The sequence below is a fragment of the Oenococcus kitaharae genome (genome assembly GCF_025758695.1).
GTDB classification, from domain to species: Bacteria; Bacillota; Bacilli; order Lactobacillales; family Lactobacillaceae; genus Oenococcus; species Oenococcus kitaharae_A.
The window spans coordinates 213,933-238,806 of sequence record NZ_JANJQP010000001.1 but is presented as its reverse complement, the minus strand read 5'-3'; the positions used below and the strand labels follow the sequence as shown (position 1 = coordinate 238,806).

Below are 24,874 nucleotides of genomic sequence, written 5' to 3'. Positions count from 1 at the left end.
CAGATAAAACAAAAAACACGTACTAAAGACTAAAACTAGCCCAGTACATGTCCATAGAATTTTAGGGTTTATCCCTTTGATTTTAGTGATATATGTTTTTAAAAAATCGCTCATACTTATTTGTACGAGTTGAGATGTGTTTTTATGAATTAATTAGCGAAGCGCCCCTGTGTGTAAGGCAGATTGTCCGGTACTTTGGTGGGTGTTTCTGGGTCGAACGATCGTAAATAATTAACGAAATCGTCAAAGCGCTCAGGATAAGCATTAACACCATAAATTAGTTGTTCGCCCTTTAAGTTTCGTGAGTGAAAACGAATACCCCACTCGACATTCTTATCGGAATTATAATCGACTGGCGCACGATAATCAGCTTCCCAAGGCTCTATAAAACCTAGTACTACATCTGAATAGTGATCCCAAACACGGCTTAAATCCGTGAATTTTTCGTCATATTTCCAGTTAAAAGCTGCATGTGTATCCTCAGCGATATGCGGATTATAGAAATCAAAATTTTCGTCCAAAATATCTGCAATCTCTTCTTGCGGCTGTCGGCGGACATAAAAAGCGTGCCCATTAATTCTTTTTGTGTACACATAGTCAAAACCATAACTAATGTTGCCAATATAAAATACTAAATAATCTAATCTAATAGTCATGTTAGTTCTCGATTGTGATTAAGTCGCGTGTAATACCGCCAGTGAGGTTTTCAAAGCCGTTTTTGGTAACTAGAATATCATCCTCAATACGCACGCCGCCTAGTCCGGAAAGATATATTCCTGGTTCAATTGTCAGCATCTGGCCGATCACGGCTTCGTCTGTCGACCTAGGAGACACTGCCGGGCCTTCGTGAATATCAAGTCCTGCGCCATGGCCGCCACCGTGATTATATTCTTTATCAAACCCCCTTGACGAGATGTAAGCACGAGCAGCCAAGTCAACATCACTGAGTGAAACATCAGGTTTAACTGCTGCAATAGCACGTTTTTGGGCCTCTTTAACAATTTCGTAAATGTTTCGCAATTTGTCGTTGATGGGTCCTACGGCCAGTGTTCTTGTGATATCAGAAGTGTAATGGTGATAGTAGTAGCCAAAATCAATTGTCAGCAAATCACCCTGTCTAATTCGACGTTCGTTAGCGGTGCCGTGAGGCTTGGCAGAATTTTCCCCGGAAGCAACGATTGTATCGAAACTAGTTTTTTCAAGCCCCTCTTTACGCGCAAAGTAATCCAGTTGGTTTGCAATTTCTCTTTCAGTTTGTCCCGTCTTGATCCAATTTAGTAATTGGTTAAACGCAGCTACCGATCGCCGAGTCGCCTGACGAAGATTTTCAATCTCATCGGCATCCTTGATTTCGCGCAAAGCTTCTATTGGCGCAGGTGTTGGGACGAAATTAGAATCTAATTCGCTATCCAGAAAATCAAAAACGTTGAAGGGAAGATTCTCTTCGAAACCTACCGTGTCTGCTTGCCACTTGTTCAGTGCTTTAGCAGTATCACCGTAATAATCTCTCGTAATTTTTAGGTCAACCCCATCAGGCAAATTTCCGGTCAAGGCTTCTTCGTAACGGCCATCAGTAACAAGCAGCGCGTGCGTCCGGTCCAAGCTGAACATGCCCTCGCCTGAGCCTGCATCAAAGCCTGTCAGATATTCAATATTAGTGCCCTGATAAATTGTCATGGCATCTACCTTCAACACATCGAATAACTTTCTTAATTTCTCTATTCTTTTCTCAAAATCATATTTCATAGATACCTGCCTAAAAAAAATAGCGGTAAACCGCTACTCACAAAAAATTTTAATCAACTGCTTCTAATTTTGACTGATATTCTTCTCTAGAATAAACAGATGCTTGTCTCTGTGCCTTGCCCTTGCGTTCAAAACGAACAACGCCATCTGTTAAAGCATAAAGAGTATCATCATCACCGCGACCAACATTATTACCTGGGTAAATATGTGTACCACGTTGACGGTAAATGATTGTGCCGGCCAAAACATCCTGTCCATCAGCACGCTTTGCACCAAGACGACGTCCTGCAGAATCGCGACCGTTGGAAGATGATCCGCCTCCCTTATGGTGGGCTAATTTAATTAGATTTTCTAACTTCTCAAACATGTCGTCCTCCTTAAACGCTCTCGATCAATACTTTAGAATATGGTTGACGGTGACCTTTTTTAACATGGCCGTGCTTTTTAGCCTTGTATTTAAAGGTAACAACTTTTTTCTCTTTGCCCTGTTTAGCAACAGTGCCAGTAACCTGTGCACCAGCTACATATGGATCGCCAAATTCGCCATTTGCGAGCAAAACTTTATCAAAAACAACTTTATCGCCTTCGTTGGCTTCAAGTTTCTCGATGAAGATAGCGTCCCCTGCTTCTACACGATACTGCTTGCCGCCAGTCTCGATAACTGCGTACTTATTAGCCATTAACGGCCTCCTCTTATACTCACCGTGGCGGTGGACTAGGTCTCTTAATTACCGCTTTAGAGTGGTTGAAGCTTTGCAACAACCCGTTCATTGTATCAAAAAAGACCCTTTCAGGTCAACGTTTAGCTCTTGATCCCTAACTTATAAAGCCGGGAATCGACACTCAAATCTTTTTGAATCTGTGAAGCAACTTGGGCCGCCTGTGAATCCGACTCGGTCGCAGATTTAGCGGATTGCTGAACAATCACGGAAAATTTAGCGTGGAGTACCGATGCAATATCACCGTCAATCAAATACCGGCCTTTTTGAGCCGCTTCAATTGTGGCCAGTATACCACCTTTGTCACCCGCAGCAGCCTCTAATTTATCAAAATCCGCAGTCGATAAGTTTTGGCCGTTTTCAGAGATCAGGCGATCAACATCTTGCTTAATTTTTGTGACCGTCGAGCTTTGAGTTGGCTGATATTTGCCAAGATCCGTCAGTAAGGTATCAATATTTTCCTTTGAACGCTGAACCTGTCTGTACTGTTTCTCAGACATCTGAACACCGCCAAAAGAAGCCCGCGGATACAAAAAATACGCTGCAACCAGCAGAACCACAACAACCGATGCTAAAATCCAAAAACTTTTTTTCATAATTTAATGCGGAAGGTGGGACTCGAACCCACAACCTGCGGATTAGAACTCCGATGCTCTATCCAGTTGAGCCACTTCCGCGTACTTTTAGTATAGTCAAAAATGCGACCATTTCACACTAACCCAAGAAAAACTCATCGCGATAGGCAATTTGCAAATCCTGAATATTATCCCAATACCAATTCCGAAACCAAGCATATTTTAACAAGACAGATAAAAATGTCTCAGAATCATCCTTATCGGATACTCGAAACCGCCACTGGGCATGGCCAATGCGATCAACAACTTCTGTAAAATATAATTTCAAGCTGCTGTTTAAGTTTAACAAAAAACCGTCATCCAACGCAACAATATCTACCTGATTTGCTTGTGCTAAAATAAAAAGTTTGTCGCTGACGGCAACTGGCAAATCCGCTTTATTTATTTCCAGCTGGGCATCATTCTCCATCTGAATTAAATTTAAATCCAGCACGAACTGGTCTTCGAGCAATACTTCTGCCAGATCATTCAACGTTTGGATGGTTAACCCCAGCTGTCTAGTACTGAGCCCTTGACCAATCTCGGATGTAAAAAGAGCCAAAAGACCATTAGGCTCGATAAAGAGACGCTGATGGCAAATATCAAAATATAGAATTCTGATCTGTAAATTGGCCTCTTGCAGATAAAAACCCCCAGCCGCTATTGCAGCCGGCACAAAGATAAATTCAAAATTTGGCAAAATACGAGAACGCAAACCGACCGATAACTTATTTTGGCCATCCAGTGTCGAAAAAAAATCATTGTCTTTAAAAGAAAGCAGTTTGATAAATAGTTCGGACAGCCAAAAACCATCATCAAATCGAAATAAGGGTGCAAATTCAGCCAATGGGCCGAACTGGAGCTGTACCTGCATCAGATCTCTGATCGTGCGAATGTTGTCAACCGGGTTCTGTGCACTTAAAAAGCGTTTCAAAGCATGGCTCAAAGCAGCAACACGACTGCTGTCAAGGTCAAGATGCTGCTGAAATATTGCTAATTGTGCGAACGAATTATCCTGATTTGCCATTAATTTTCCTTATTCAAGAAATTCAGATAGTCAACATACAGATGGCCTGCCTGCTCTAAAAAGTGCGAAAAACTGCCAAAATGTTTCTCAATCTGTTCCTGCTCAAGTTCCAAAACTGCCTGAGTCTTTTGCAGGCGTAAAATTTCGGTCTGATTTTCCTGCATACTCTGTTCGGAAACAATCCCCGGCTTGCCTGCATAAATCCGGTTCGCCCGATGAAGCTCCTTCAATTGGTCATCCCTATTTTGAACAAAAGACGGGTCATCCATGAAATCTCGCAATTCATTTATGACCGGGTCGTTAAAGATGAACTCAATCCGAATAACATCCAAAATACCAAAAGTGCGCGCCGATGGCCACCTGCCAAATAAGATCTCATAAACGCCGGTCTTGACCTCTCTAAAGAAGAAGAAGGGAAAATAAATCTGCAGATAAGCAAGCAGTTTAGGAACCAAAAATTCGGCCAATTCAGGTTGAATTGTTTCGGTCATGTTGCTCAAAAAATAATTTGGATCCGCGTGCTGCCAATGTCTAATTTTCTCGTTAAAACGCGCCGAATCAAGTAACTCATAAATTGACAAATAATCACTTTCAGAGATTGCTTTTTTAATTGATGTCAAATAATCAATCTTGTTATTAATGAGATTATTCAAAAGTGGAATTTTATTTTCCGCTACTAAATGAAGATTCAACTGTTTTGTCATACCCTAATTTTTGCAAAGAAAAACGCCTTTGAACAGACGTTTAATAAATATTATTTTCTTTTAAACAATCAGAACGTTTCCAGATACTGATCGATTTCCCACTTCGAGACAGATGCGCGATAGGACTGATATTCGAGCTTCTTAGCTTCGACAAAAGTATCTGCAATACGCTTGGAAATAGCAGCTGTAACAACTTCATCCTGCTCTAAATTCTGTACGGCCGCAAGCAAAGTATCCGGCAAATCTTTAATCCCGGCCTTTTGTCGTTCATCGGCATCCATGCGGAAAATATTTTTATCAACAGAATGCTCAGGCGTAATTTTCTTTTCAATACCGTCAAGGCCAGAAGCCAAAACGACTGCAAAAGCCAAATATGGATTGGCTGTTGGATCTACCATTCGTAATTCCAGACGTGTGGCTGCACCACGAGATGCTGGAATACGAACCATCGGTGAACGGTTAGAAGCGGACCAAGCGATATAAACGGGTGCTTCAAATCCTGGTGTTAGACGCTTGAAAGAATTGACTGTCGGATTGGTAATCGCGACAAAATTCTCAGCATGAGTCAACAGGCCGCCTAAGAAATGATAAGCAGTCTCAGACAAACCTAATTTATCTGTGGGATCATCAAAAACGTTTTTGCCGTCTTTTGAGAGACTCATATTCGTGTGCATACCATTACCATTAATACCTGCAATTGGCTTTGGCATAAAAGTAGCATAATAGCCGTATTTACGTGCGACTGTCTTGACGATGAGCTTGAAAAGCTGGATATGATCGGCAGCTGTGACAGCATCTGCATATCTGAAATCAACTTCATGCTGTCCTGGAGCAACTTCGTGATGAGCAGCTTCAACTTCGAATCCCATCTTTTCCAAAGTCAGGACAATTTCACGACGGACATGTTCCCCAAGATCAAGAGGTGCCAAATCGAAATAACCGCCGTTATCATTGAGCTCCATCGTTGGTTTACCGTCTTCACCGACTTTAAACAAGAAGAACTCTGGCTCAGTACCAACATTGAAATCAGAAAAGCCGTCTGCTTTCATCTCACGAAGCACACGAATCAAATTATTACGCGGATCGCCCTCAAACACTTCACGACTGCTTGTGTAAACATTTGCGACAATCATCGCAACCTTGCCATCATGCTCGCCAGTCATTGTGTCCGGCAAAATCTTAAAGGTATCCAAATCGGGATACAAGTACATATCAGACTCTTCAATTCGAACAAAACCATCGATAGAAGATCCATCAAACAATAAATTGTTGTCAAGAACCGTGTCAAGTTCGCTGACGGGAATTTCAACATTTTTAATCATGCCGAAGACATCTGTGAACATGACTCTTAAGAAATCGACACCTTCTTCCTTAACTGCCTCTTTTATTGCTGCTTTCGTTAATTTTGCCATTAATGCTTTTCCAACCTTCCGATTTTCAAAAATTCGTTTTCCAAAGAATGAACAAAATCTTTCTTCTCATCACGCCGGCTATTCACGCGGTTCGTCTCATAAAGACTATGAATATCCTTCAGGCTATCCCCAGACTCCATCATCGTACGAATCTCGATTAAACGCTCGACGTCATTTAAAGAAAAACGCCTTTGTCCACCTTTACCTCTTTTCGTAGTAAGCAAATCCTGACTTTCGTAATAGCGAATTTGTCTATCAGAAAGGTTCGTCAGTGCGCGAACCGTACTGATCGGCAAAATCGCTAAATCTTTTTTTAATCGCTCATCAATCATTTCTTACTAAGAATATCTAACTAAAATTATAGCCGCCTTTCGGGAAAAATGTTAGGAAAACTGACATTGGTCTATGACTGGTTGAATTTTTTAACAAGATCAATGATTTTTTGGCTATTTTTGGCAGTTTGTACCGCATCAAACCATTGAATATCCGGAAACTGGTTCTTAAAAAAAGTTAATTGCCGTTTGGCATAATGGCGTGTATTTTGTTTAATCAATTCTTTTGTCCGGTCCAGGGACTGGTTTCCGAAAAAATAATCCTTGAACTCGCGATAACCAATCGCTTTTTTCGACTGAAAATCCCCCGGCTGTATCAGCAGCTTCTCAGCTTCTTGAGGAAGCCCTTGCTGAAACATCAAATCGACACGCCGATTAATGTGGTCATATAAAATTTCTCTCGGCATTGTCAACCCAATCAGTAAGGCCTGATAGAGGCGATTCTCAATGCCGGCTTTTGGCGGGACTATCGGATGATCTTGATCAGCCAAGCGCCGATCACCAATTACTGTTTGTACAAAAAAGCCGGAACCGCCGACTAGGATGGGAAGCTGTCCATTTCTCGAAAGTGCCGCAATTTTTTGTCGCGCGTCAATCATAAATTCGTGCGCGTTATAACTTTCATCTGCATTCTTAATATTGATGAAGGCATGTTTAACTTCGGACAGTTCTTCAGCTGTTGGTTTGGCACTGCCGATGTCAAGTCCACGAAAAATCTGAACCGCATCTGTCGAAATAATCTCTGTTTTTAGAGCTTGAGCGATTTTGATACCAAGGGACGTCTTTCCGCTAGCAGTAGGCCCTAAAACAACGACAATCTTTTGTTTGCTGTCAGGATTCATATATTCCCTGGATTTTATCCCGTAATAAAGTTGCACGGGCAACTTGGTTCGTAATAACTGCTGATAGGGGCTGCCTAAAGGCTCTTTCAAGATAACGCTGATCGTCCACTACCCACGGTACGAACTTTTGGCCCTTATTAAAATACTTCAGAAGCAAGCGATTCAGTGCAAAACGCAGATCCAAATTGATATGTTGGATTCTGTCTGCATGACAAGCCAAAAAGTCTTTTGGATTTGGAACAAAAGAGAGACGGTCGATATGTAAATGGGTATCCAGCTGGTAAAGCCTCTGTAAAGTCTTGGGGTTAAAGGATTGAAATATGACCGACCATGCACCTTGATGTTGCCGGCTTGCTTCTAAGGCACGTTCTTCGATGCCTGGATAATCAACATGATCCGTCTTCAATTCAATTAATAACACGCCTTTGTAATTAATATCTGCTAGCCAATCAAGAAAATCTTGAAAACGCATAATTTGTATGCCCTTAAAATGTTCAGAAAACCAGCTGCCAAAATCCAAAGCTCGTAATTGCGCTAGAGTCATGTCTTTAACATAACCCTGCCCATTAGAAGTCCGATCGACTGTCTCGTCGTGAATGATAACCAATTCGCCGTCGGCAGTCATATGTAAATCAATTTCCAAACCATCGATCGGGTATTTTAAAGCGGCCTTAAAACTTGGCAGCGTATTTTCCGGCGCAACCAGTTTATAACCACGATGCGCAAAGACTAAAGTGTTCACCAAATCAGGATACCATTGATTACTTTTCTTGAAAAATTACTTCCGTGTCTCGCCGTGGCCGAAAACTTCATACTTGTAACTTGTCAATGCTTTAAGGCCCATTGGGCCTCTGGCATGGAGCTTTTGTGTGCTGATACCAATTTCCGATCCAAAACCAAATTCAAAACCATCTGTAAAACGTGTGGATGCATTTAGTATCACTACAGCGGCATCAATATCATTCATAAAAGCGGCGGCATGTGCGGGATCTTGGGTCAGAATTGCCTCAGTGTGATGAGTCGTATGTTTGCTAATCCAGGAAATGGCCTCGTCAAGGCTGCCCACTATGTGAATAGCCATAATCAGATCGTTATACTCTGTATCCCAATCCTCAGCACTAGCCGGAATAAGAGTCGGATCGAGCTGCCGGGCCTGTGCATCAGCACGAATTTCAACATCGGCCGCTTTTAATGCACTAACAATTTTTGGAAGAAACTCTTTAGCGATATTTTTGTGGATCAAGAGCTTTTCGGCAGCATTGCACACAGCTGGACTTTGTGTCTTAGCATTGAGAATAATTCCAATAGCCTGCTGCTGGTCTGCCGATTCATCAACAAAAATATGATCGTTGCCAGCACCGGTTTCGATCACAGGCACACTGGCATTTTCAACTACTTGATTAATAAATTGGCGTGATCCTCGAGGAATCAAAACATCTACGAAGCTTCTGGCATGCAGAAGCTCATCAACAGAAGCATGGCTGCTATCTGAAATTAACTGAACCATGTCTGGATTATAACCGAGCTTTGAGATGGTCTCTCTTAAGATGTGTGCTAAAAAGCTATTTGTCTGGATTGCTTCTTTACCGCCACGCAAAATGACTGCATTAGCAGACTTAATTGCTAATGCAGCAGCATCGATCGTGACATTCGGCCGAGCTTCATAAATCATGGCAACCACGCCCAGCGGCACGATTTTTTTCAAAATTTTAAACCCAGCCGCGGCCTGCCATTCTTGGTCTCTGCCAGCGAGCGGATCATCTATTCTAATAAGTGCCTGCAAGGATTCGATGATATTGGTGATTTTTTTTGAATCCAGCGCCAGTCTGTTTTGCATAGCCAGCGTTAAATCACGGCGATGTTCGTCTAATTCTTGCTGATTAACTCGCAGAATTTCTGCCTTGTTTGCCAAAATTGTGTCCGCAAAAGCACTTAAAATTGCATTTCTCTGAGCGAAATTCAAACGAGCCAAAGCAAGCGCCGCTGTTTTGGCTCGCTGCCCAATGTCAATCATTTGCGTATGTAATGTGTCATTCATGGCTAAACAAAGTACCGATGTCCTTACCAGAAAGCGCCGCCAAAATATCTGCCGGTTGAGAGCCTGATAACAGCAGCATTTCTTTATTATGCTTCAATAATAACTCAGCCGCTTTTAGTTTAGTCTGCATGCCGCCTTTCCCTAAATCACTCTTGCCTGAAGAAAGCGCCAAAATGTGATCATCAACAGATTTAACTTGATAAATTTTTTTAGCATCAGAAAAAAGATGCGGATTTTTATCATAAAGGCCATCCACATCCGACAAAATAATCAAGGCATCGGCATCAATGGCGTTAGCGACCATTGCAGCTAGACGGTCATTGTCGCCAAATGAATGCTTATGGTCCATCTCATCAACGGCAATCACATCATTTTCATTAATAATCGGAATAGCGTTCAGTTGCAGTAGTTCGCCCAAGGCGTTTAACATGTTATCCAGCATCTTGGGATTATCAAAAACATCGTAAGTGAGTAGAATTTGACCGGTCAGCTGGTGATAAAAAGCGAAGGTCTGGTTGTAAATGGCCATCAGATTTGCCTGTCCAATTGCAGCCAAAGCTTGTTGTTCCGGGATGGCAGCCGGTCGTTTTTTAAGCCCAAGTTGATTCAAAGCAACACCAATCGCACCAGAGGTCACAAAGATCACCTCTTTACCGGAATTCCTTAAGGCACAAAGCGTCTGAACAAGTTGACCGATAACAGGCAGATTGATCTTGCCGTTTTTTAAAACGATCGTCGATGTGCCAACCTTAACGACAATCCTTTTCCAATCTTTGCCCCTATTTTTGACCATAACCAGCCGTTTTTTTAATCGCTTTTTCAATCACGCCCACAAAATTGTCAGCTTCAAAAGAAGCAACGCCTAAAGCAGTGCTGCCGCCGGGCGATGCCACAGCTTTAATAACCTGATCAGGCTGCTGACTGCCTTTTTGAATGGCGGCCATTGATCCCAATACCATATCGGCCGCAATTTTGAGACTATCTTTTTTTGAAAGCCCAAGCTTGATTCCGGACAGCTGCAGTCCCTTTAAGAACAAAGCAGCAAAAGCAGGACCGGAGCCGGCAATCGCAGAAAAAGCCGGGAACAATTCCTCAGGCAATTCTGTTAGCGACCCGATCTTGGCAAAAAATGTGTCCACCAACTGTCTATCGTGATCACTTGCAGAAGGTGCCGCCACAACAGCTGTGGTTGACCTGTTAAATTCAGCGTTGATATTAGGCATGGCGCGCACAATTCTGGCAGCGGGCAGAAGATTTTGAAGCTGAGAAACAGTCGTTGAACCCAATAGAGAAACAATCAATCTGTCAGAAAACTTGTCTGTACCGATTGTCTGTATAATTGTGCTGAGCTGCTGCGGCAAGAAAGCAAAAACAAGCAGATCCGATTTTTCAATCAGTTCACTTTCAGAAACGGAAACAACACCAATCTCAGTAGATAATCGTTGTGCGGAATGCGGCGAGCTAACCAAAATTTTTTCCGGAGAGACACCGCTTTTAATTAGCCCCTTAATCATTGTCGCAGCTAAATGCCCGGCACCCAAAAAACCGTAAATCATATAACCTCCTTAATTTTTAAATGAATGAATCGGAGCAGGAATGTGCCCTCCTCGACTAATAAATTTCTCTGAAGACCGATTGATAACAGGCATAATCGGCGCGCGGCCAAGCAGGCCGCCAAAATCAATCTCGTCGCCAACGCCTTTACCCGGAACTGGAATCACACGCACAGCCGTGGTCTTATTGTTTTGTACGCCAATGGCCGCCTCGTCAGCAATCATAGCTGAGATGGTCGTGGCAGGTGTATCGCCCGGAATGGCAATCATATCAAGGCCAACGGAACAAACGGCCGTCATTGCCTCTAACTTGCTGATTGTCAAAGTACCAGCAACTGCTGCATCAATCATACCAGCATCCTCAGAAACAGGAATAAAGGCGCCGCTCAAACCACCGACCCGTTGGCTGGCCATGACGCCGCCCTTTTTGACTGCATCATTTAACAGCATTAAAGCAGCGGTCGTGCCTTGCGTACCAACTTGCTCTAAACCAATTTCCTCTAACACTTCAGCGACAGAATCGCCACGCGCTGGGGTCGGCGCAAGACTTAAATCAACAATGCCAAAAGGCAGGCCCAATTTTTGTGCAGTCAAAGTACCAATCAGCTGCCCAATCCGCGTGATTTTAAAAGCCGTGGTCTTGATTTTTTCAGCGACAACGTCAATCGGCTGATCACGAACCGTTTCCAAAGCGCGTTTGACAACACCCGGTCCAGAGACACCGACATTAATGACAGCATCATCTTCTGAAACACCGTGGAAGGCACCAGCCATGAAAGGATTATCTTCAACGGCATTCGCAAAAACAACCAGTTTGGCATTTGCCAGCGGATCTTGTTGGGCAATATCTTTGATTGTCTCGCCCATTTTACGAATGGCATTCAGATTAATGCCTGCTTTGGTCGAAGCAACATTAATACTAGACATTAACAAATTAGTTTTTGAGAGTACCTCTGGTAAACTTTCAATCAGCATTTTTTCACTCGGTGTTGTGCCTTTTTGAATCAGTGCTGAATAGCCGCCGATAAAATCAACGCCTACAGCAGCGGCCGCCCGGTCCAGACTATGTGCGATAGCTAATAATCCGGCATAATCAGAGTTTCCGGCCAGTAGCGAAATCGGCGTCACAGAAATTCGTTTGTTAACAATCGGCACACCGAAATCCCGCTCCAATTGCCTTGCAGTTGCCACCAAATTACCAGCTTTTTTAATGATTTTCTCGTAAACTTTTTCAGCCGTCTGCTGACCATTTGCACCGATACAATCTAACAAAGAGAGACCCATCGTGACAGTCCGGATATCAAAATGTTCTTCAGAAATCATCTGGATTGTTTCATTAATTTTTTTTATATCCATGAGTCCCTCGGCTAAATTTGTGAGATTGAATTGAAGATTTCTTCTCTTTGAATGTGGACAGTCACGCCTAATACCTCACCGGTCTGCTTGAGGCTGTTCTGCAAATCATCAAATTGGGCATCAATCTCAGTGATATCAATCAGCATACTCATCGTAAAAATAGTCCCCATCAAAGTCTGGGAAACGTCAAGGATATTGGCTTGTTTTTCGGCTAAGGTCTTTGAAACGCCAGCAATAATCCCAGGGCGATCCTTTCCTATGACAGTCACAACTGCTCTTTTCATCTAACTTCTCCTTTTTGCTGTAACGTCGCTAGTAAAAATGTGTGCTGAATCAAAGTGGCGATTGTCATCGGTCCGACACCGCCTGGTACCGGTGTAATCTGAGCCACTTGAGGTGCAATTTTTTCAAAATCAACATCTCCGACCGCTTTACCGGTAACTTTATTGGCACCAACATCAATCACTACCGCCGAAGATTTTAAATTAGGCAGATCAAACCAATTCGCCTTGCCAACTGCCACAACAATCAAGTCAGCGGATTCAGCCAATCTCTGTAAAGTCGCGCGACTGGTTTTGGAATGAGCCAATGTCACGGTCATATCGTGATTGGTCAAGGCAATACTCATTGGACGGCCAAACAAAACTGATCTCCCGATGACCAATGCATTTTTACCTGCAAAATCAAAATCATAATTTTCAAGCAGTTTGATCACACCAGCCGGTGTCGCAGGGATCAGGTAATTCTGGCTAGCATTTTCAAACAACAAGCCTTGATTTAAAGCAGACAAACCGTCCACGTCTTTTTGAATCGCGATCGCATTAAAAATATCGGATTCATTAATCGAGGCAGGCAGCGGCGATTGTACCAGAATACCGGAAATAGTCGGATCATCGTTTAATCGCTTAACCAAGGTCAATAGGCTGGCCGTTGTCCAAGAATCATCAATTTTGAATTCTTCAGAAGCAATACCAACCTGCTTGGCTCGTCTGATTTTCATAGCCACATACATGCTGCTGCCGGCATCGCTTTGATCGTAAATCGTCGCAAGTTTGACAGGAAAATCGGCCTGCTCGACAGATGTTTTCACCTTTTCAAGGATTTTTTTGGAGACACTTTTACCATCCAGTATTTGAACCATGCGTAAATTATCGCATATCAATCCAGTCTCAAAGGGAGAAATGTCATTTTTTCAAACAAAGCCTGGCTCGCCACAATATTAGCTCGTCCGAAATTGGCACAGATAGATTCAATATTAATTGACTAATAAATCATTGTAGAAAATTAAGTTATTTTTTTAACAAAAAATTAAGACTGTCTTTACTTTTCATTAAAGCTGTCCAATACTTTGACCTTTAAGTTTTGCATCTCTTTGTGGTTCAAAAAATGGGAACCTGCTGGTTCAAGCCCAGATGAAGGGACTCGGCTGAAGCTGATTCGGCCCATAAATGGAAAAGAGGAATTTTATAGTGGAAAGAAAGGCAAGAATAGATCGAAAAAAGCTCTATAAATCAGGAAAAAATTGGATTGTAGCCGGCACGACCGTTTTTATGATGGCTGCTGGCTCAAATCTTATCACGGTTCAGGCAGACGACTTGAATCAGGAAGACACAACTGCGCAATCAGTCGCTCCTTTGACAGCGGCCGCTGATCAAAGCGAGCCGACATCGCAAAGCGCAGAACAGCCGGAAACAGACGAGATCTCTCAAACTGTCAGCCCAACTCCAGCAGCAATCGTACCCCACTACGTTCAACAGGCGGGAAACTGGTTTTACATGGGCAGCGACGGCCAATTTGTCAAAGGCCTGCAGACCATTGACGGCAGTTTGCAGTTCTTTGATGAACAAGGCATTCAGATTAAAGGCAGTTTTGAAACAGTGGACGGCTCAAGCTATTATTTCGATAGTCAAAGCGGCAATGCTGTAACAGGCTTTAAAATCATTAATAATGACCTGCATCACTTCGAAGCAGATGGCAAGGAAACAGTCAATAACTATGCTACAGATAAGCAAGGCAACATTTTCTATTTTGATGACAAGGGTCAGATGGCAACCGGTCTGAAAACAATTCAAGGCCAAAGTTATTACTTTGATCAGGACGGCCACATGAGAAAAGGTTATTCCGGCGTTTTTGACAACCAAGTTCTCTACTTTGACAAAACAACCGGTGCATTGACCAACACAAATGCATCCAGTATTAAAGAAGGGCTCACAGCACAAAATGACGATTTTACAGCTCACAATGCCGTTTATTCGACAAAAAGCGAGAGTTTCACAAATATCAACGGTTATTTAACCGCTGAAGCTTGGTATCGGCCAGCCGACATTCTTGAAAATGGCACCGACTGGCGCGCCTCGCGTACTGATGACTTCCGCCCAATTCTGACCACTTGGTGGCCCGACAAACAAACAGAAGTCAACTACCTGAATTACATGAAAACTCAGGGCTTTATTGCCAATGATCAGGATTTCAAAATTGCTGATGACCAGCTTTTATTGAATCACGCCGCTCAATCTGTACAAGGTGCGATTGAAAAGAAAATCAGTCAGCAAGCTTCAACTGATTGGTTGAAAACACTGCTGCAGACTTTTATCAACCAGCAGCCTTCTTGGAATGAAGAGAGCGAAGATCCTGGCAGCGACCATCTACAAGGCGGCGCCCTCACCTTCGTTAACAGTCCATTAACGCCAGATGCTAATTCCAACTTCCGTTTGCTAAATCGGACACCGACAAATCAAACTGGAACGCCAGAATATAATACGGATGCGTCCCTTGGCGGCTTTGAATTATTGCTAGCCAACGATGTCGATAATTCCAATCCTGTTGTCCAGGCCGAACAACTCAATTGGCTTTATTATCTCATGAACTTCGGATCAATCACAGCCAATGATCCAGATGCTAACTTTGACGGCATCCGTGTTGATGCTGTTGATAATGTCGATGCTGATTTATTGCAGATTGCAGCTGCATATTTCAAAGATGCTTTTAAGAGTGGTTCAAACGATCTTACTTCTGATCAGCATCTATCTATTTTGGAGGACTGGAGCCACAACGATCCCGAATATATGAAAGCCCAAGGCTACCCGCAGTTAACCATGGACGATTATATGCACACACAGCTAATCTGGTCTTTGACAAAGCCGGACAACATCCGCGGTACAATGCAGCGTTTTATGGATTACTACTTAGTCAATCGCGCAAACGATTCGACTGACAATCAAGCCGTTGCCAACTATTCTTTTGTCCGTGCACACGACTCGGAAGTCCAAACAGTCATTGCACAAATTATTTCAGACCTGTATCCAAATTCCGGCAGCGGCTTGATTCCAACAGCTGATCAGCTGAAGGCAGCTTTTGAAGTCTATAACGCCGACATGAAGTCAGATGTTAAAAAATACACACAATATAACATTCCCAGCGCCTATGCAATGCTTTTAACCAACAAAGATACCGTTCCGCGTGTCTATTACGGTGATATGTACACAGACGATGGCGATTACATGGCAAACAAGTCGCCTTACTTTAATGCTATTAGTACCCTTTTAAAGGCCAGAGTCAAATATGCCACCGGTGGACAAAGCATGGCCGTTGATAAAAACGACATTCTGACCAGTGTTCGTTTTGGCCAAAATGCCATGCTGGCAAGCGACTTAGGCGATAATCAAACGCGTCAAGAAGGTATTGGCGTGATCGTCAGCAATAATTCTCATTTAAAACTAGCTGAAAATGATCAGGTTGTCCTGCACATGGGTGCCGCCCACAAAAATCAGGCTTTTCGCGCCCTACTATTGACTACTGAGTCTGGATTAGAGAACTTTGATACAGATCTTCAAGCACCGGTGAAATATACAGACGCAAATGGTGATTTGACTTTTACTGCAGCAGAACTGGCCGGCTATTTGAATCCAGAAGTTTCCGGATACCTATCAGCTTGGGTGCCTGTCGGCGCTGCTGACAATCAAGATGCCAGAACAACAGCTGATTCGGCCGCTAGTGTTGATGGCAGTGTGTATCATTCAAACGCTGCACTGGACAGCAACGTGATTTTTGAAGGCTTTTCTAATTTCCAGTCGATCCCGACCGCTGAACAGCACGACAATTTTACGAACGTGAAAATCACCGAGAACGCCGGTCTGTTTAAAGATTGGGGAATCACCAGCTTCCAATTGGCACCGCAGTACAGATCCAGCAGCGACAGCAGTTTTCTTGATTCAATCATTCAAAACGGCTATGCCTTTACCGACCGCTATGATTTAGGCTTTGATACGCCGACAAAATACGGCGATGTCGATGACTTAAGAGCGGCTATCAAAGCCCTGCATGCCAACAACATCCAGGTCATGGCCGATTGGGTACCCGACCAAATTTATAATCTGCAAAACCCAGAAATTATTACAGTCAACCGAACTGACTCCTATGGTCAGCCGATCGCTGGATCCGATTTGCAAAACGATCTTTACTTGGCTTATACAAATGGGGGCGGGCAGTATCAAACAAAATTCGGCGGCGCTTTCCTGGAGAAACTTCAGCAACTTTATCCAGATTTGTTTACGAAAACACAAATTTCAACCGGTCAAACGATTGATCCTAGTCAAAAAATTACTGAATGGTCGGCCAAATACTTCAATGGTTCCAACATCCAGGGGCGCGGTGCTTATTACGTCCTGCGCGATTCAGGCACAGATCAATACTTTAAAGTTGTTTCAAACGATGAAAACGAAGCTTTTCTGCCTAAACAATTGACTAATCAGCCTGGTGAAACTGGTTTTACCCAAGATGATCAAGGCATTATCTTTTTCTCGACCAGTGGTTATCAAGCCACAAATGCTTTTGTCCAAGGCGATGACGGCAACTACTATTATTTTGACAACACTGGCCATATGGTGACTGGGCCTCAAACGATCAATGGCCAGCACTACCTTTTCTTTCCTAACGGCGTTGAAGCACAAAATGTCTTTGTCCAAAATGACCGTGGCGAGACCTATTACTACGATCAAAGAGGCCGACAAGTTGCTAATCAGTATGTGACTGATACAAACGGCAATAGTTTCCGTTTTGACGAGAACGGTATCATGCTGGCAAATCAATTGGCTCAAATTGATGGCCATTGGCAATTCTTCAAATCCAGCGGCGTAGAGGCTAAAGATGCCTTTATTCTGGGCAGCGACGGCCGGATGCGTTACTTTGAGAGCGGCAATGGCAATATGGCTGTTAACGAATTCAAAGGCAGCGAAAATGGCCGCTACTATTATTTTGGTGCTGACGGGTTGGCTGTTACCGGTTTGCAAACAATCAATGGTCGTCAGCTTTACTTCGATGATCATGGTCAGCAGATGAAAGACGCCTTTTACACGAACCAATCTGGTCAGCGTTTTTACTTCAATGCCCTCACCGGCGATTTAGTTAAAGGCGATTTCATTTATACGAGTGCCTCCAGCAGTTTCACACCTGACGATAATACGGCCGGCAGTTATCAAGGCGATAGCCATCTTTGGTACTACGCTGATAGCCAAGGGCAGATTGTGACTGGTTTTCAAACGATCAATGGCCATTTGCAGTATTTTGACGATATCAGCGGACAAATGATCACAAATCGTTTCATGCGCCGATCTGATGGTAATTGGATCTATCTGGATGAAAATGGTGAGGCGGTGCGCGGCATGCGGGTTATCAACGGTCTCACTAATTATTTTCGAGATGACTTCACTCAGATCAAAGACGGATTTGCCCAGGATCCTAATAGCGGCGAAAAACACTACTTCAACGGTACGAATGGTGCAATGGTCACAAATGATTACTTCTCCCCAGACAAAATTCATTGGTATTATGCCGATGATAGCGGCCAGCCGGTCACTGGTTTTCAGAATATCAATGGTCAAGTCCAATATTTTGGCCAAGATGGTATCCAACTAAAAGGCGGTTCGCAGACGGATCCTGTTACACAACAGACTTATTATTTTGACGACAAGTTTGGAAACGGTCAAATCATTTAATTTTTCGAGAAAATGAAAAAAGTTTTAAAAAAATATTGTTTTCTTCTGAAAAGCATGTATACTAAAACTCAAGTTACATCATGAAGGCGAAATCATTCACAACTTCATTTATCTCTTCTAAACTTATCCGACGATAAAACAACTTTTCTTGTGCATTTGTTCGGCACGAAATTAGTTGTTTTTTTGTACTCAAAATTTAGGAGAATAGATAAATGAAATTATGGGGTGGACGTTTTGTAAAGTCCGAAGATCCGGACATGACCGCGTTTGATAACTCTTTGCCACAAGGCAAACTGATGTATCAAGAAGATATTTTAGGATCAATTGCACATGCGACGATGCTTGGCAAACAAGCCATTATCAGTCAATCAGATTCCGATGCCATTGTCGCAGGCTTAAAAGAAATTCTCAGTGAAATTAAAGCTGGCAGTTTGAAAATACCTGATACAGGTTTTGAAGATATTCATAGCTTTGTCGAAAGTGTTCTGACAGAAAAAATTGGCGCGGCCGGTAAGAAACTGCATACGGCACGTTCGAGAAATGACCAAGTTGCCGTTGATACAAAAATGTATATCAAAAACCGTCTGCAGGGTGTGATCTCAGAAATTGACCTTTTGATTCAAGCTTTCATTGATAAAGGCAATGCTAATCCGCAAATTATGCCAGGCTACACACATCTGCAAAAAGCGCAGACCGTGACTTTCAAATATTACCTCGGCGCCTATGCACAAATGCTAAAGCGGGATAAAAAACGGCTGTTAAACGCCATTGATGTCATGGACGAAAACCCGCTCGGATCTGGTGCAATCGCAGGAACAACGCATGACATTGACCGCCAGCTGACAACCGACCTGCTTGGATTTAAAAAACCCGTTGACAACTTTATTGATGGCGTTTCAGACCGGGATTACATCATCGAGGTTCTAGCTGATTTCTCTATCATGGCCATGCATCTCTCCCGCCTATCCGAAGAATTAATTATCTTCGCCAGTCAGGAATTCAATTATGTGGTCTTTGATGATTCGCTTTCGACCGGCTCTTCGATGATGCCGCAAAAGAAGAACGCTGATTCAGCAGAATTAATTCGCGGCAGTTCAGCCTTAATCATCGGCCAGCTGAACCAAATGCTGATCCTCATGAAAGGTCTGCCGCTGGCATACAACAAAGATATACAGCTGGATAAAGATACCTTTTTACCAGCCTTTGATCGGATTGAGCACATGCTGCTGCTGATGAAAAAAATTGTCCTGACGCTGAAACTCAATTCCAAGAAATTAACCGCGGCCGTGAAAAATGGTTTTCTCAATGCGACCGATATGGCTGATTACCTGGTTAAAAAAGGGTTGCCCTTCAGAGACGCTCATGGCGTCGTGGGACAAGCAGTCCTGATGGCTGAACAGGCTCATAAAAAATTGGAAGATTTGACCCTAAAAGAATTGCAGCAATGCAGCCCGATCATTCAGGACGATATCTATGAATATTTGGATGTCAGTCAGTCGATGACTAAAGGCATCAAAAAGGAGATGTTATGATTTCTCCCCTCTTAGCGGCTTGGATTAGCCGACGACGACGATGCCCAACTGAAAATTCAAGCGAGCCTGATTAAATAGGCGTTTTCAAAAAAATACTAAAAATACTTTATTCGTTATAAGGAGACTATTATGTCAAAGAAAATTGTTTTAGCTTATTCCGGCGGATTGGATACCTCAGTGGCTATCCCTTGGCTCGGAGATAAAGGATATGACGTCATCGCCGTTTCACTGGATGTTGGCCAGCACGGAAAACAGATGGATGCCATTCAGAAAAAAGCTCTGAAAATCGGCGCCGTTCAATCAATCGTGATTGATGCTAAAGATGAATTCGCCGATGATTTTGTCAGCAAGGTTATCAAATCAAACGCGCTTTATGAAGGCGAATACCCATTGCTCTCTGCCCTTTCCCGGCCTTTAATTATCAAAAAACTCGTCGAAATTGCTCATGAAAATAATGCCGTAGCGATTGCTCATGGATCGACAGGAAAAGGCAATGATCAGGTGCGGTTTGAAGCTGCGATCCATGCTCTTGATCCGGAAATGCATATCGAGGCACCGATTCGTGATTTCCAGTGGTCCAGAGAAGAAGAAATCCAGTACGCCCATACGCATGATGTGCCCGTGCCAATCAATTTCGACTCCCCTTACTCGATTGATGAAAACCTTTGGGGCCGTTCCAACGAGGCCGGCATTTTGGAAAACCCTTGGAATCAAGCCCCAGCTGATGCTTATGCTTTGACTGTTGCCGTCGAGGATGCGCCAGATAAAGCCGATTTTGTCGATATTGAATTCAAGAATGGCCTGCCTGTCGCCTTGAATGGACAGCAGATGAAACTATCTGATTTGATCAGCAAATTGTCTGTTTTAGCTGGATCACACGGTATCGGCCGGATTGACCACGTCGAAAACCGACTGGTCGGCATCAAATCTCGTGAAATTTATGAAGCACCTGCAGCGGCTGTCATCATGACAGCTCATAAGGACTTGGAAGATATCACCTTGGAACACGATGTTGCCCACTTCAAGCCAATCATCGAACAAAAGATTGCCAACTTGATTTATAACGCCATGTGGGTCTCACCGTTATTCGATGCACTGAATACTTTCATTGATGAAACACAAAAAGTTGTCAATGGCGTTGTTAAGATGAAGCTGTTTAAAGGCTCTGCCACCGCTGTTGCCAGAAAGTCGAAACACAATTCTCTTTACTCTGAGAAACTGGCCACTTATACATCGGCCAACTCCTTTGACGAACAGGCTGCAGTCGGCTTTATGAAACTGTACACGCTGCCAGCGACTGTTTACGAGCAAGTGAACCACGTTCATTCAAAAGAAAAAGAAGAAATTTAAATGATACCGGTTAGTCTGGCGGCTTTAGATTTCGCAAAAATGTGGCCATATCGCAAGATTTTTATCAATGGGTTGTTCAATACTTTGCAATTAACAATTTTAGCCTTATTGATCGGATTAGCACTAGGCTTGCTTTTGGCCCTGGTTAAAGTAATTAAAGTTCCTTGGCTGAGCTTGTTTGCACGCTTCTATACATCTGTTTTTCGCGGAACCCCGCTTTTAGTGCAAATATTTCTCATCTACTTTGGTGCTAAACAAATTGTCGGATTTAACGTCAATGCTTTTTTCTCAGCTTTGGTCGCCTTGTCTTTGAATTCAGCTGCTTATATCTCAGAAATTCTGCGTGGCGGCATCCAAGCTGTGAGCATCGGTCAGACAGAAGCGGCACGCTCACTAGGTTTTAATTATAGACAATCTTTCTTCTATGTTGTTCTCCCGCAAGGATTAAAATCTGTCCTGCCGGCCATGGTCAACGAGGCAATCAGTCTCTTAAAAGATACCTCTTTAGTATCAACAGTCGGTATGATGGACCTCATGCGTGCTGGCATGACGGCTCAAGGAGGTACTTACTTAGCCTTTGAACCCTTCATCATCGTTGCAATTGTCTACTACATTCTCGTCATGATTTTGACAAATTTTTCCAACAAACTCGAAAGGAATTTAAATCAATCAAAATGATTAAACGTTTTTCTCTCTTAATTTTTACGGCCCTGTTGGCCTTCACCACTCTATTCACACTTTCGAGCCAAGCCAAGAAACCTTTCAGCGGACAAACGATCAAAGTTGCGACAAGTCCAAATTTCCCACCCTTTGAAAATAAAGTCGTCGATTCGGCAGGTAATTCGAAAATCGTCGGTTTTGATATCGATCTGTTGAAAAAACTGTCAAAAGATTTGGGATTTAAATTCAGCTTACAAGAAACTGACTTCAGCGGTTTGATCGGCTATCTGCAGTCCAACCGTGCTGGCATGGTTATTTCCGGCATGACAGCAACTCCTGAGCGTGCAAAGAATGTCAATTTCTCAACACATTATTTCAACGCCAAAACTGCTATTCTTCATCCAAAAAATATCAAAATAAAATCCGCTAAAGATTTAAAAAATATGAAAGTAGCAGCCGTCTTTAACACACAGTATGTCGATCAGGTCAAAAAAATGGGTGCAAAAGTCACAGCACTAGACACAGGTACGCTTGTTGCACAAGATTTATGGAATGGCAGCGTTCAAGGTGCTATCATGGATCAAACTAAAGCACAAGATTTGATCAAAAGCCACAAAGGCTATAGCTACTACGTATTTACAAATAAAGAATTAAAACTGAGTCAGCCAAACACGTTCTCAATTGCATTTCCAAAGAACAAAGAGCCAAAACTTCAAAAAGCAATCAACAAGAAAATAAAATTATATAAAAAGAATGGGACGCTTAAAAAACTCGCCACAAAATGGATGGGCAAAAAAGTCGCCGCATATCAATGACAAACAAAAACCAAGCATATGCTTGGTTTTTTTAAAAGTTGAATTTTTCATAATAAATATGTCGGGCACGAATACCGTATTGGCGAAGCAGACCGCGATAACCAATCATCATCTGATTGGAGCCAGACATGAGAAAAGTCGCTTGATCACGAACCTTGTTTGGCACCATCTGAGATAATTTTTGCAAATTCAAGCGATGGATTGATTCAAAATAGTGGAAACGCGGATTATCTGCAGCTATCTTTTGCAACAGCTGCCGATAAACTAATTCTTTTTCATCTGAGACAGTCCAAATAAAATAAATTTCCTTGCTGCTCGCATATTGCATGGCCAGGTTAATCAAAGGAAAGGCACCTGTACCACCGGCCAGCATAACCACCGATTGGCCGTCAGCTGTTAATTCTCGCATGCGATCATCCAAAGTGCCGTATGGACCATCAATTCTGGCAGTCTCGCCAACTCGCAACTGGGCAATTCGGCCGGAAAAATCGCCATCCGCACGAATTGCTAATGTTACTTCACGAGCAGCTGCATCAAAATTAACAAAAGAAAATGGATGCAGTTCCTTCATGTCGGCTATTTCTCGAAAAGCAATGAAGAGATAATCCCCTGGGCGGTAGTTGTTTAAAATTCGTTGATGGCCTGAGTTGAATTTAAGTGTGATTTGTGTGATGCGCGATGCCAAGTGCTTAACTTGAACCAGGTTTGCCCGGCTATAGCCACGGAATTTGCGAATAAAGAAGATCGTATAGGCTGAAAAAACAAAGAGCGAGTATAAGATAAAAAGCCAGGCGAAGGACTGAATCTGCATAATGTAGCCAATCAGCAGAACATGAATAAAGACAAAGAAGGTCGCGACAATATTCAAACGGTGCAGCCAGATCGTGACCTCATGATGAAATAGATTCTTTTCAAAGAAACGCACAATCGTCCGTAAAAACTGGACACGTGCCGTTAGCCAATCACTCAAAAACAACAATGAATAGGCAGCCACGGCAATCATGATCCAGAGGCCTAAATCTCCAGTCAACTTGATTAAACCATCAGATGGCGACATTTTGGTATGCAAATAAGCTAAAACGATTAAACTCAAGCCAAGAAAAGCATGGACAAAATACATGGATGGCAATCCGATTAAGCGATCCAGCCATTTGGGTTTAGTGCTGACAAAAATAACAAACAGCATCCAGATATAGGCAATTGTGCCCAACTGAATACCGAGGATTGCTGAAGAGGAGCTTGGCAAGCCTAAAGCCAATGCCTGTAACAACGGCAGAGGCAATAGGAAGATAGCTGCTGACCAGAACAACCCTAATAAATAGTGATGACTTTTAAGCATAAATTAGCTCCTTTTGATCGACAATCCGATTATTCTGCCAACGTTCTGCGATTTTGCCATAGCTGATTCTCATACCAGAACCATCAAGTTCTTTCAGCCAACGATGATCCGAAATACTAGTGGTCGTGACCGCAGTTGCCCAAATGTCGGCTTCCGCCAAAGAATCACTAATCACGCTGCCACTGATAATATCGCTCGCTTGCGTGCCAATCGCGCGGTGTTGAGCAACATTAATCAGATGCTGACCACGCTCAACCGTTCCTGAACTAGCAATGGCACCAGACGTCATGGCCAGCTTGGCCATGATTTTTTTGGTATCGAATGGATCGGCGATTGCCAGCTGCCAGACCCAATCACTACCGGGACGAGTGGCAAACTGCATATCGCCGCCGCCAATTAAGTTTGCAGCAATAAAATCGTCTTCGGCCAGCAGTGCAAATAAAAAGTGTTTAGCAGCCTGTTCGATCGCCCAGCCTTTGACGAGACCAGTCGGATCATATTGTTGTGTGCCCAAATAATCAGCTGAAAATAAATGATTTGTTTTTTCCTCGGCCCAGCTGCTGATGGCATAAACGGTTTGAAAGTCCTGACTAGTGTTCTCAAACATCAAGCTTCCCTGATTAAAAGCTGTCAGCTCAGAATCCTCGCGAAATGGTGAAAATACCCGATCAATATGTTTCATATAATCGTGGATGGCTGACGACTGCTTTAGCACAAGTCTATTCGCCCTGGTTAATGGTTGTGCGACGATAACTTGAACCGTAAAAGGAATCGTCATTTCATGGAACACAACAGTCAGCATGGTCCGATTTTGAATTTGTTTTGAGTATAGCGACATGAGT

General features: G+C 43.0%; 24 protein-coding genes and 1 tRNA gene. 5 read left to right on the top strand and 20 right to left on the bottom strand.

Going from position 1 to position 24,874, the window contains the following annotated elements; genetic code table 11:
- Nucleotides 1-149 precede the first annotated feature (149 nt).
- The 18 genes from NRF22_RS01250 to NRF22_RS01165 form a co-directional block, all read right to left on the bottom strand.
- Complete coding sequence (locus tag NRF22_RS01250; RefSeq protein WP_263778821.1) at nt 150-656, bottom strand: phosphoesterase; 507 nt, start codon at nt 654-656, stop codon at nt 150-152.
- 1 nt (nt 657) lies between these two features.
- Nucleotides 658-1,746 (bottom strand): M24 family metallopeptidase, encoded by a 1,089-nt coding sequence (locus tag NRF22_RS01245; protein WP_263778819.1) that lies wholly within the window; start codon nt 1,744-1,746, stop codon nt 658-660.
- A 49-nt stretch (nt 1,747-1,795) separates the two neighbouring features.
- On the bottom strand, nt 1,796-2,113 hold the full coding sequence (gene rpmA / locus NRF22_RS01240; RefSeq protein ID WP_263778817.1) for a 50S ribosomal protein L27: 318 nt from the start codon (nt 2,111-2,113) through the stop codon (nt 1,796-1,798).
- Nucleotides 2,114-2,123: 10 nt separating this feature from the next.
- Complete coding sequence (gene rplU, locus NRF22_RS01235; protein ID WP_263778816.1) at nt 2,124-2,426, bottom strand: 50S ribosomal protein L21; 303 nt, start codon at nt 2,424-2,426, stop codon at nt 2,124-2,126.
- A 122-nt stretch (nt 2,427-2,548) separates the two neighbouring features.
- Complete coding sequence (locus NRF22_RS01230; protein WP_263778815.1) at nt 2,549-3,061, bottom strand: hypothetical protein; 513 nt, start codon at nt 3,059-3,061, stop codon at nt 2,549-2,551.
- A 7-nt stretch (nt 3,062-3,068) separates the two neighbouring features.
- Nucleotides 3,069-3,142 (bottom strand) — tRNA-Arg (locus NRF22_RS01225).
- Nucleotides 3,143-3,179: 37 nt separating this feature from the next.
- Nucleotides 3,180-4,106 (bottom strand): hypothetical protein, encoded by a 927-nt coding sequence (locus NRF22_RS01220; RefSeq protein WP_263778814.1) that lies wholly within the window; start codon nt 4,104-4,106, stop codon nt 3,180-3,182.
- Nucleotides 4,106-4,810: a hypothetical protein gene (locus NRF22_RS01215; protein WP_263778813.1), complete on the bottom strand. Its 705-nt coding sequence runs from the start codon at nt 4,808-4,810 to the stop codon at nt 4,106-4,108. The genes NRF22_RS01220 and NRF22_RS01215 overlap by 1 nt, the downstream gene beginning before the upstream one ends.
- Nucleotides 4,811-4,878: 68 nt before the next feature.
- On the bottom strand, nt 4,879-6,222 hold the full coding sequence (glnA, locus tag NRF22_RS01210) for a type I glutamate--ammonia ligase (protein WP_263778812.1): 1,344 nt from the start codon (nt 6,220-6,222) through the stop codon (nt 4,879-4,881).
- Nucleotides 6,222-6,554: a MerR family transcriptional regulator gene (locus tag NRF22_RS01205; protein WP_007746566.1), complete on the bottom strand. Its 333-nt coding sequence runs from the start codon at nt 6,552-6,554 to the stop codon at nt 6,222-6,224. Before NRF22_RS01205 ends, glnA begins: the two co-directional genes overlap by 1 nt.
- Nucleotides 6,555-6,625: 71 nt before the next feature.
- On the bottom strand, nt 6,626-7,396 hold the full coding sequence (locus NRF22_RS01200; protein WP_263778811.1) for a tRNA (adenosine(37)-N6)-dimethylallyltransferase: 771 nt from the start codon (nt 7,394-7,396) through the stop codon (nt 6,626-6,628).
- Nucleotides 7,386-8,138, bottom strand: coding sequence for a glycerophosphodiester phosphodiesterase family protein (locus tag NRF22_RS01195; protein WP_263778810.1), 753 nt, complete (start codon nt 8,136-8,138; stop codon nt 7,386-7,388). Before NRF22_RS01195 ends, NRF22_RS01200 begins: the two co-directional genes overlap by 11 nt.
- A 36-nt stretch (nt 8,139-8,174) precedes the next feature.
- On the bottom strand, nt 8,175-9,434 hold the full coding sequence (locus NRF22_RS01190) for a glutamate-5-semialdehyde dehydrogenase (RefSeq protein WP_263778809.1): 1,260 nt from the start codon (nt 9,432-9,434) through the stop codon (nt 8,175-8,177).
- The gene (gene proB, locus NRF22_RS01185; protein WP_263778808.1) at nt 9,427-10,227 is read right to left on the bottom strand and encodes a glutamate 5-kinase; all 801 of its coding nucleotides are present in this window, start codon (nt 10,225-10,227) and stop codon (nt 9,427-9,429) included. The genes NRF22_RS01190 and proB overlap by 8 nt, the downstream gene beginning before the upstream one ends.
- Nucleotides 10,214-10,990: a pyrroline-5-carboxylate reductase gene (gene proC, locus NRF22_RS01180; RefSeq protein WP_263778807.1), complete on the bottom strand. Its 777-nt coding sequence runs from the start codon at nt 10,988-10,990 to the stop codon at nt 10,214-10,216. Before proC ends, proB begins: the two co-directional genes overlap by 14 nt.
- A gap of 9 nt (nt 10,991-10,999) precedes the next feature.
- The gene (locus NRF22_RS01175) at nt 11,000-12,343 is read right to left on the bottom strand and encodes a PFL family protein (RefSeq protein ID WP_263778806.1); all 1,344 of its coding nucleotides are present in this window, start codon (nt 12,341-12,343) and stop codon (nt 11,000-11,002) included.
- Between the two features lie 11 nt (nt 12,344-12,354).
- Entirely contained in the window at nt 12,355-12,627 is a 273-nt protein-coding gene (locus NRF22_RS01170; protein WP_263778805.1) for an ACT domain-containing protein, read from the bottom strand.
- A complete protein-coding gene (locus tag NRF22_RS01165; RefSeq protein WP_263778804.1) occupies nt 12,624-13,484 on the bottom strand; it encodes a bifunctional 5,10-methylenetetrahydrofolate dehydrogenase/5,10-methenyltetrahydrofolate cyclohydrolase in 861 nt (286 codons plus the stop codon). Before NRF22_RS01165 ends, NRF22_RS01170 begins: the two co-directional genes overlap by 4 nt.
- Before the next feature lie 328 nt (nt 13,485-13,812).
- Here NRF22_RS01165 and NRF22_RS01160 point away from each other — a divergent pair, with 328 nt between their 5' ends.
- From NRF22_RS01160 to NRF22_RS01140, 5 genes are all read left to right on the top strand, one after another.
- A complete protein-coding gene (locus NRF22_RS01160) occupies nt 13,813-18,336 on the top strand; it encodes a glycoside hydrolase family 70 protein (protein WP_263778802.1) in 4,524 nt (1,507 codons plus the stop codon).
- A 212-nt stretch (nt 18,337-18,548) separates the two neighbouring features.
- Complete coding sequence (gene argH / locus NRF22_RS01155; RefSeq protein ID WP_263778800.1) at nt 18,549-19,868, top strand: argininosuccinate lyase; 1,320 nt, start codon at nt 18,549-18,551, stop codon at nt 19,866-19,868.
- Between the two features lie 129 nt (nt 19,869-19,997).
- Complete coding sequence (locus NRF22_RS01150; RefSeq protein WP_263778798.1) at nt 19,998-21,218, top strand: argininosuccinate synthase; 1,221 nt, start codon at nt 19,998-20,000, stop codon at nt 21,216-21,218.
- The gene (locus NRF22_RS01145; RefSeq protein ID WP_263778797.1) at nt 21,219-21,896 is read left to right on the top strand and encodes an amino acid ABC transporter permease; all 678 of its coding nucleotides are present in this window, start codon (nt 21,219-21,221) and stop codon (nt 21,894-21,896) included.
- Entirely contained in the window at nt 21,893-22,693 is an 801-nt protein-coding gene (locus NRF22_RS01140) for a substrate-binding periplasmic protein (RefSeq protein WP_263778796.1), read from the top strand. Before NRF22_RS01145 ends, NRF22_RS01140 begins: the two co-directional genes overlap by 4 nt.
- Before the next feature lie 31 nt (nt 22,694-22,724).
- Here NRF22_RS01140 and NRF22_RS01135 read toward each other — a convergent pair whose 3' ends face one another.
- Both NRF22_RS01135 and NRF22_RS01130 read right to left on the bottom strand, forming a co-directional pair.
- Nucleotides 22,725-24,032 (bottom strand): FAD-binding oxidoreductase, encoded by a 1,308-nt coding sequence (locus tag NRF22_RS01135; RefSeq protein ID WP_263778795.1) that lies wholly within the window; start codon nt 24,030-24,032, stop codon nt 22,725-22,727.
- Nucleotides 24,025-24,870: an FAD:protein FMN transferase gene (locus NRF22_RS01130; protein ID WP_263778794.1), complete on the bottom strand. Its 846-nt coding sequence runs from the start codon at nt 24,868-24,870 to the stop codon at nt 24,025-24,027. The genes NRF22_RS01135 and NRF22_RS01130 overlap by 8 nt, the downstream gene beginning before the upstream one ends.
- Between the last annotated feature and the right edge of the window lie 4 nt (nt 24,871-24,874).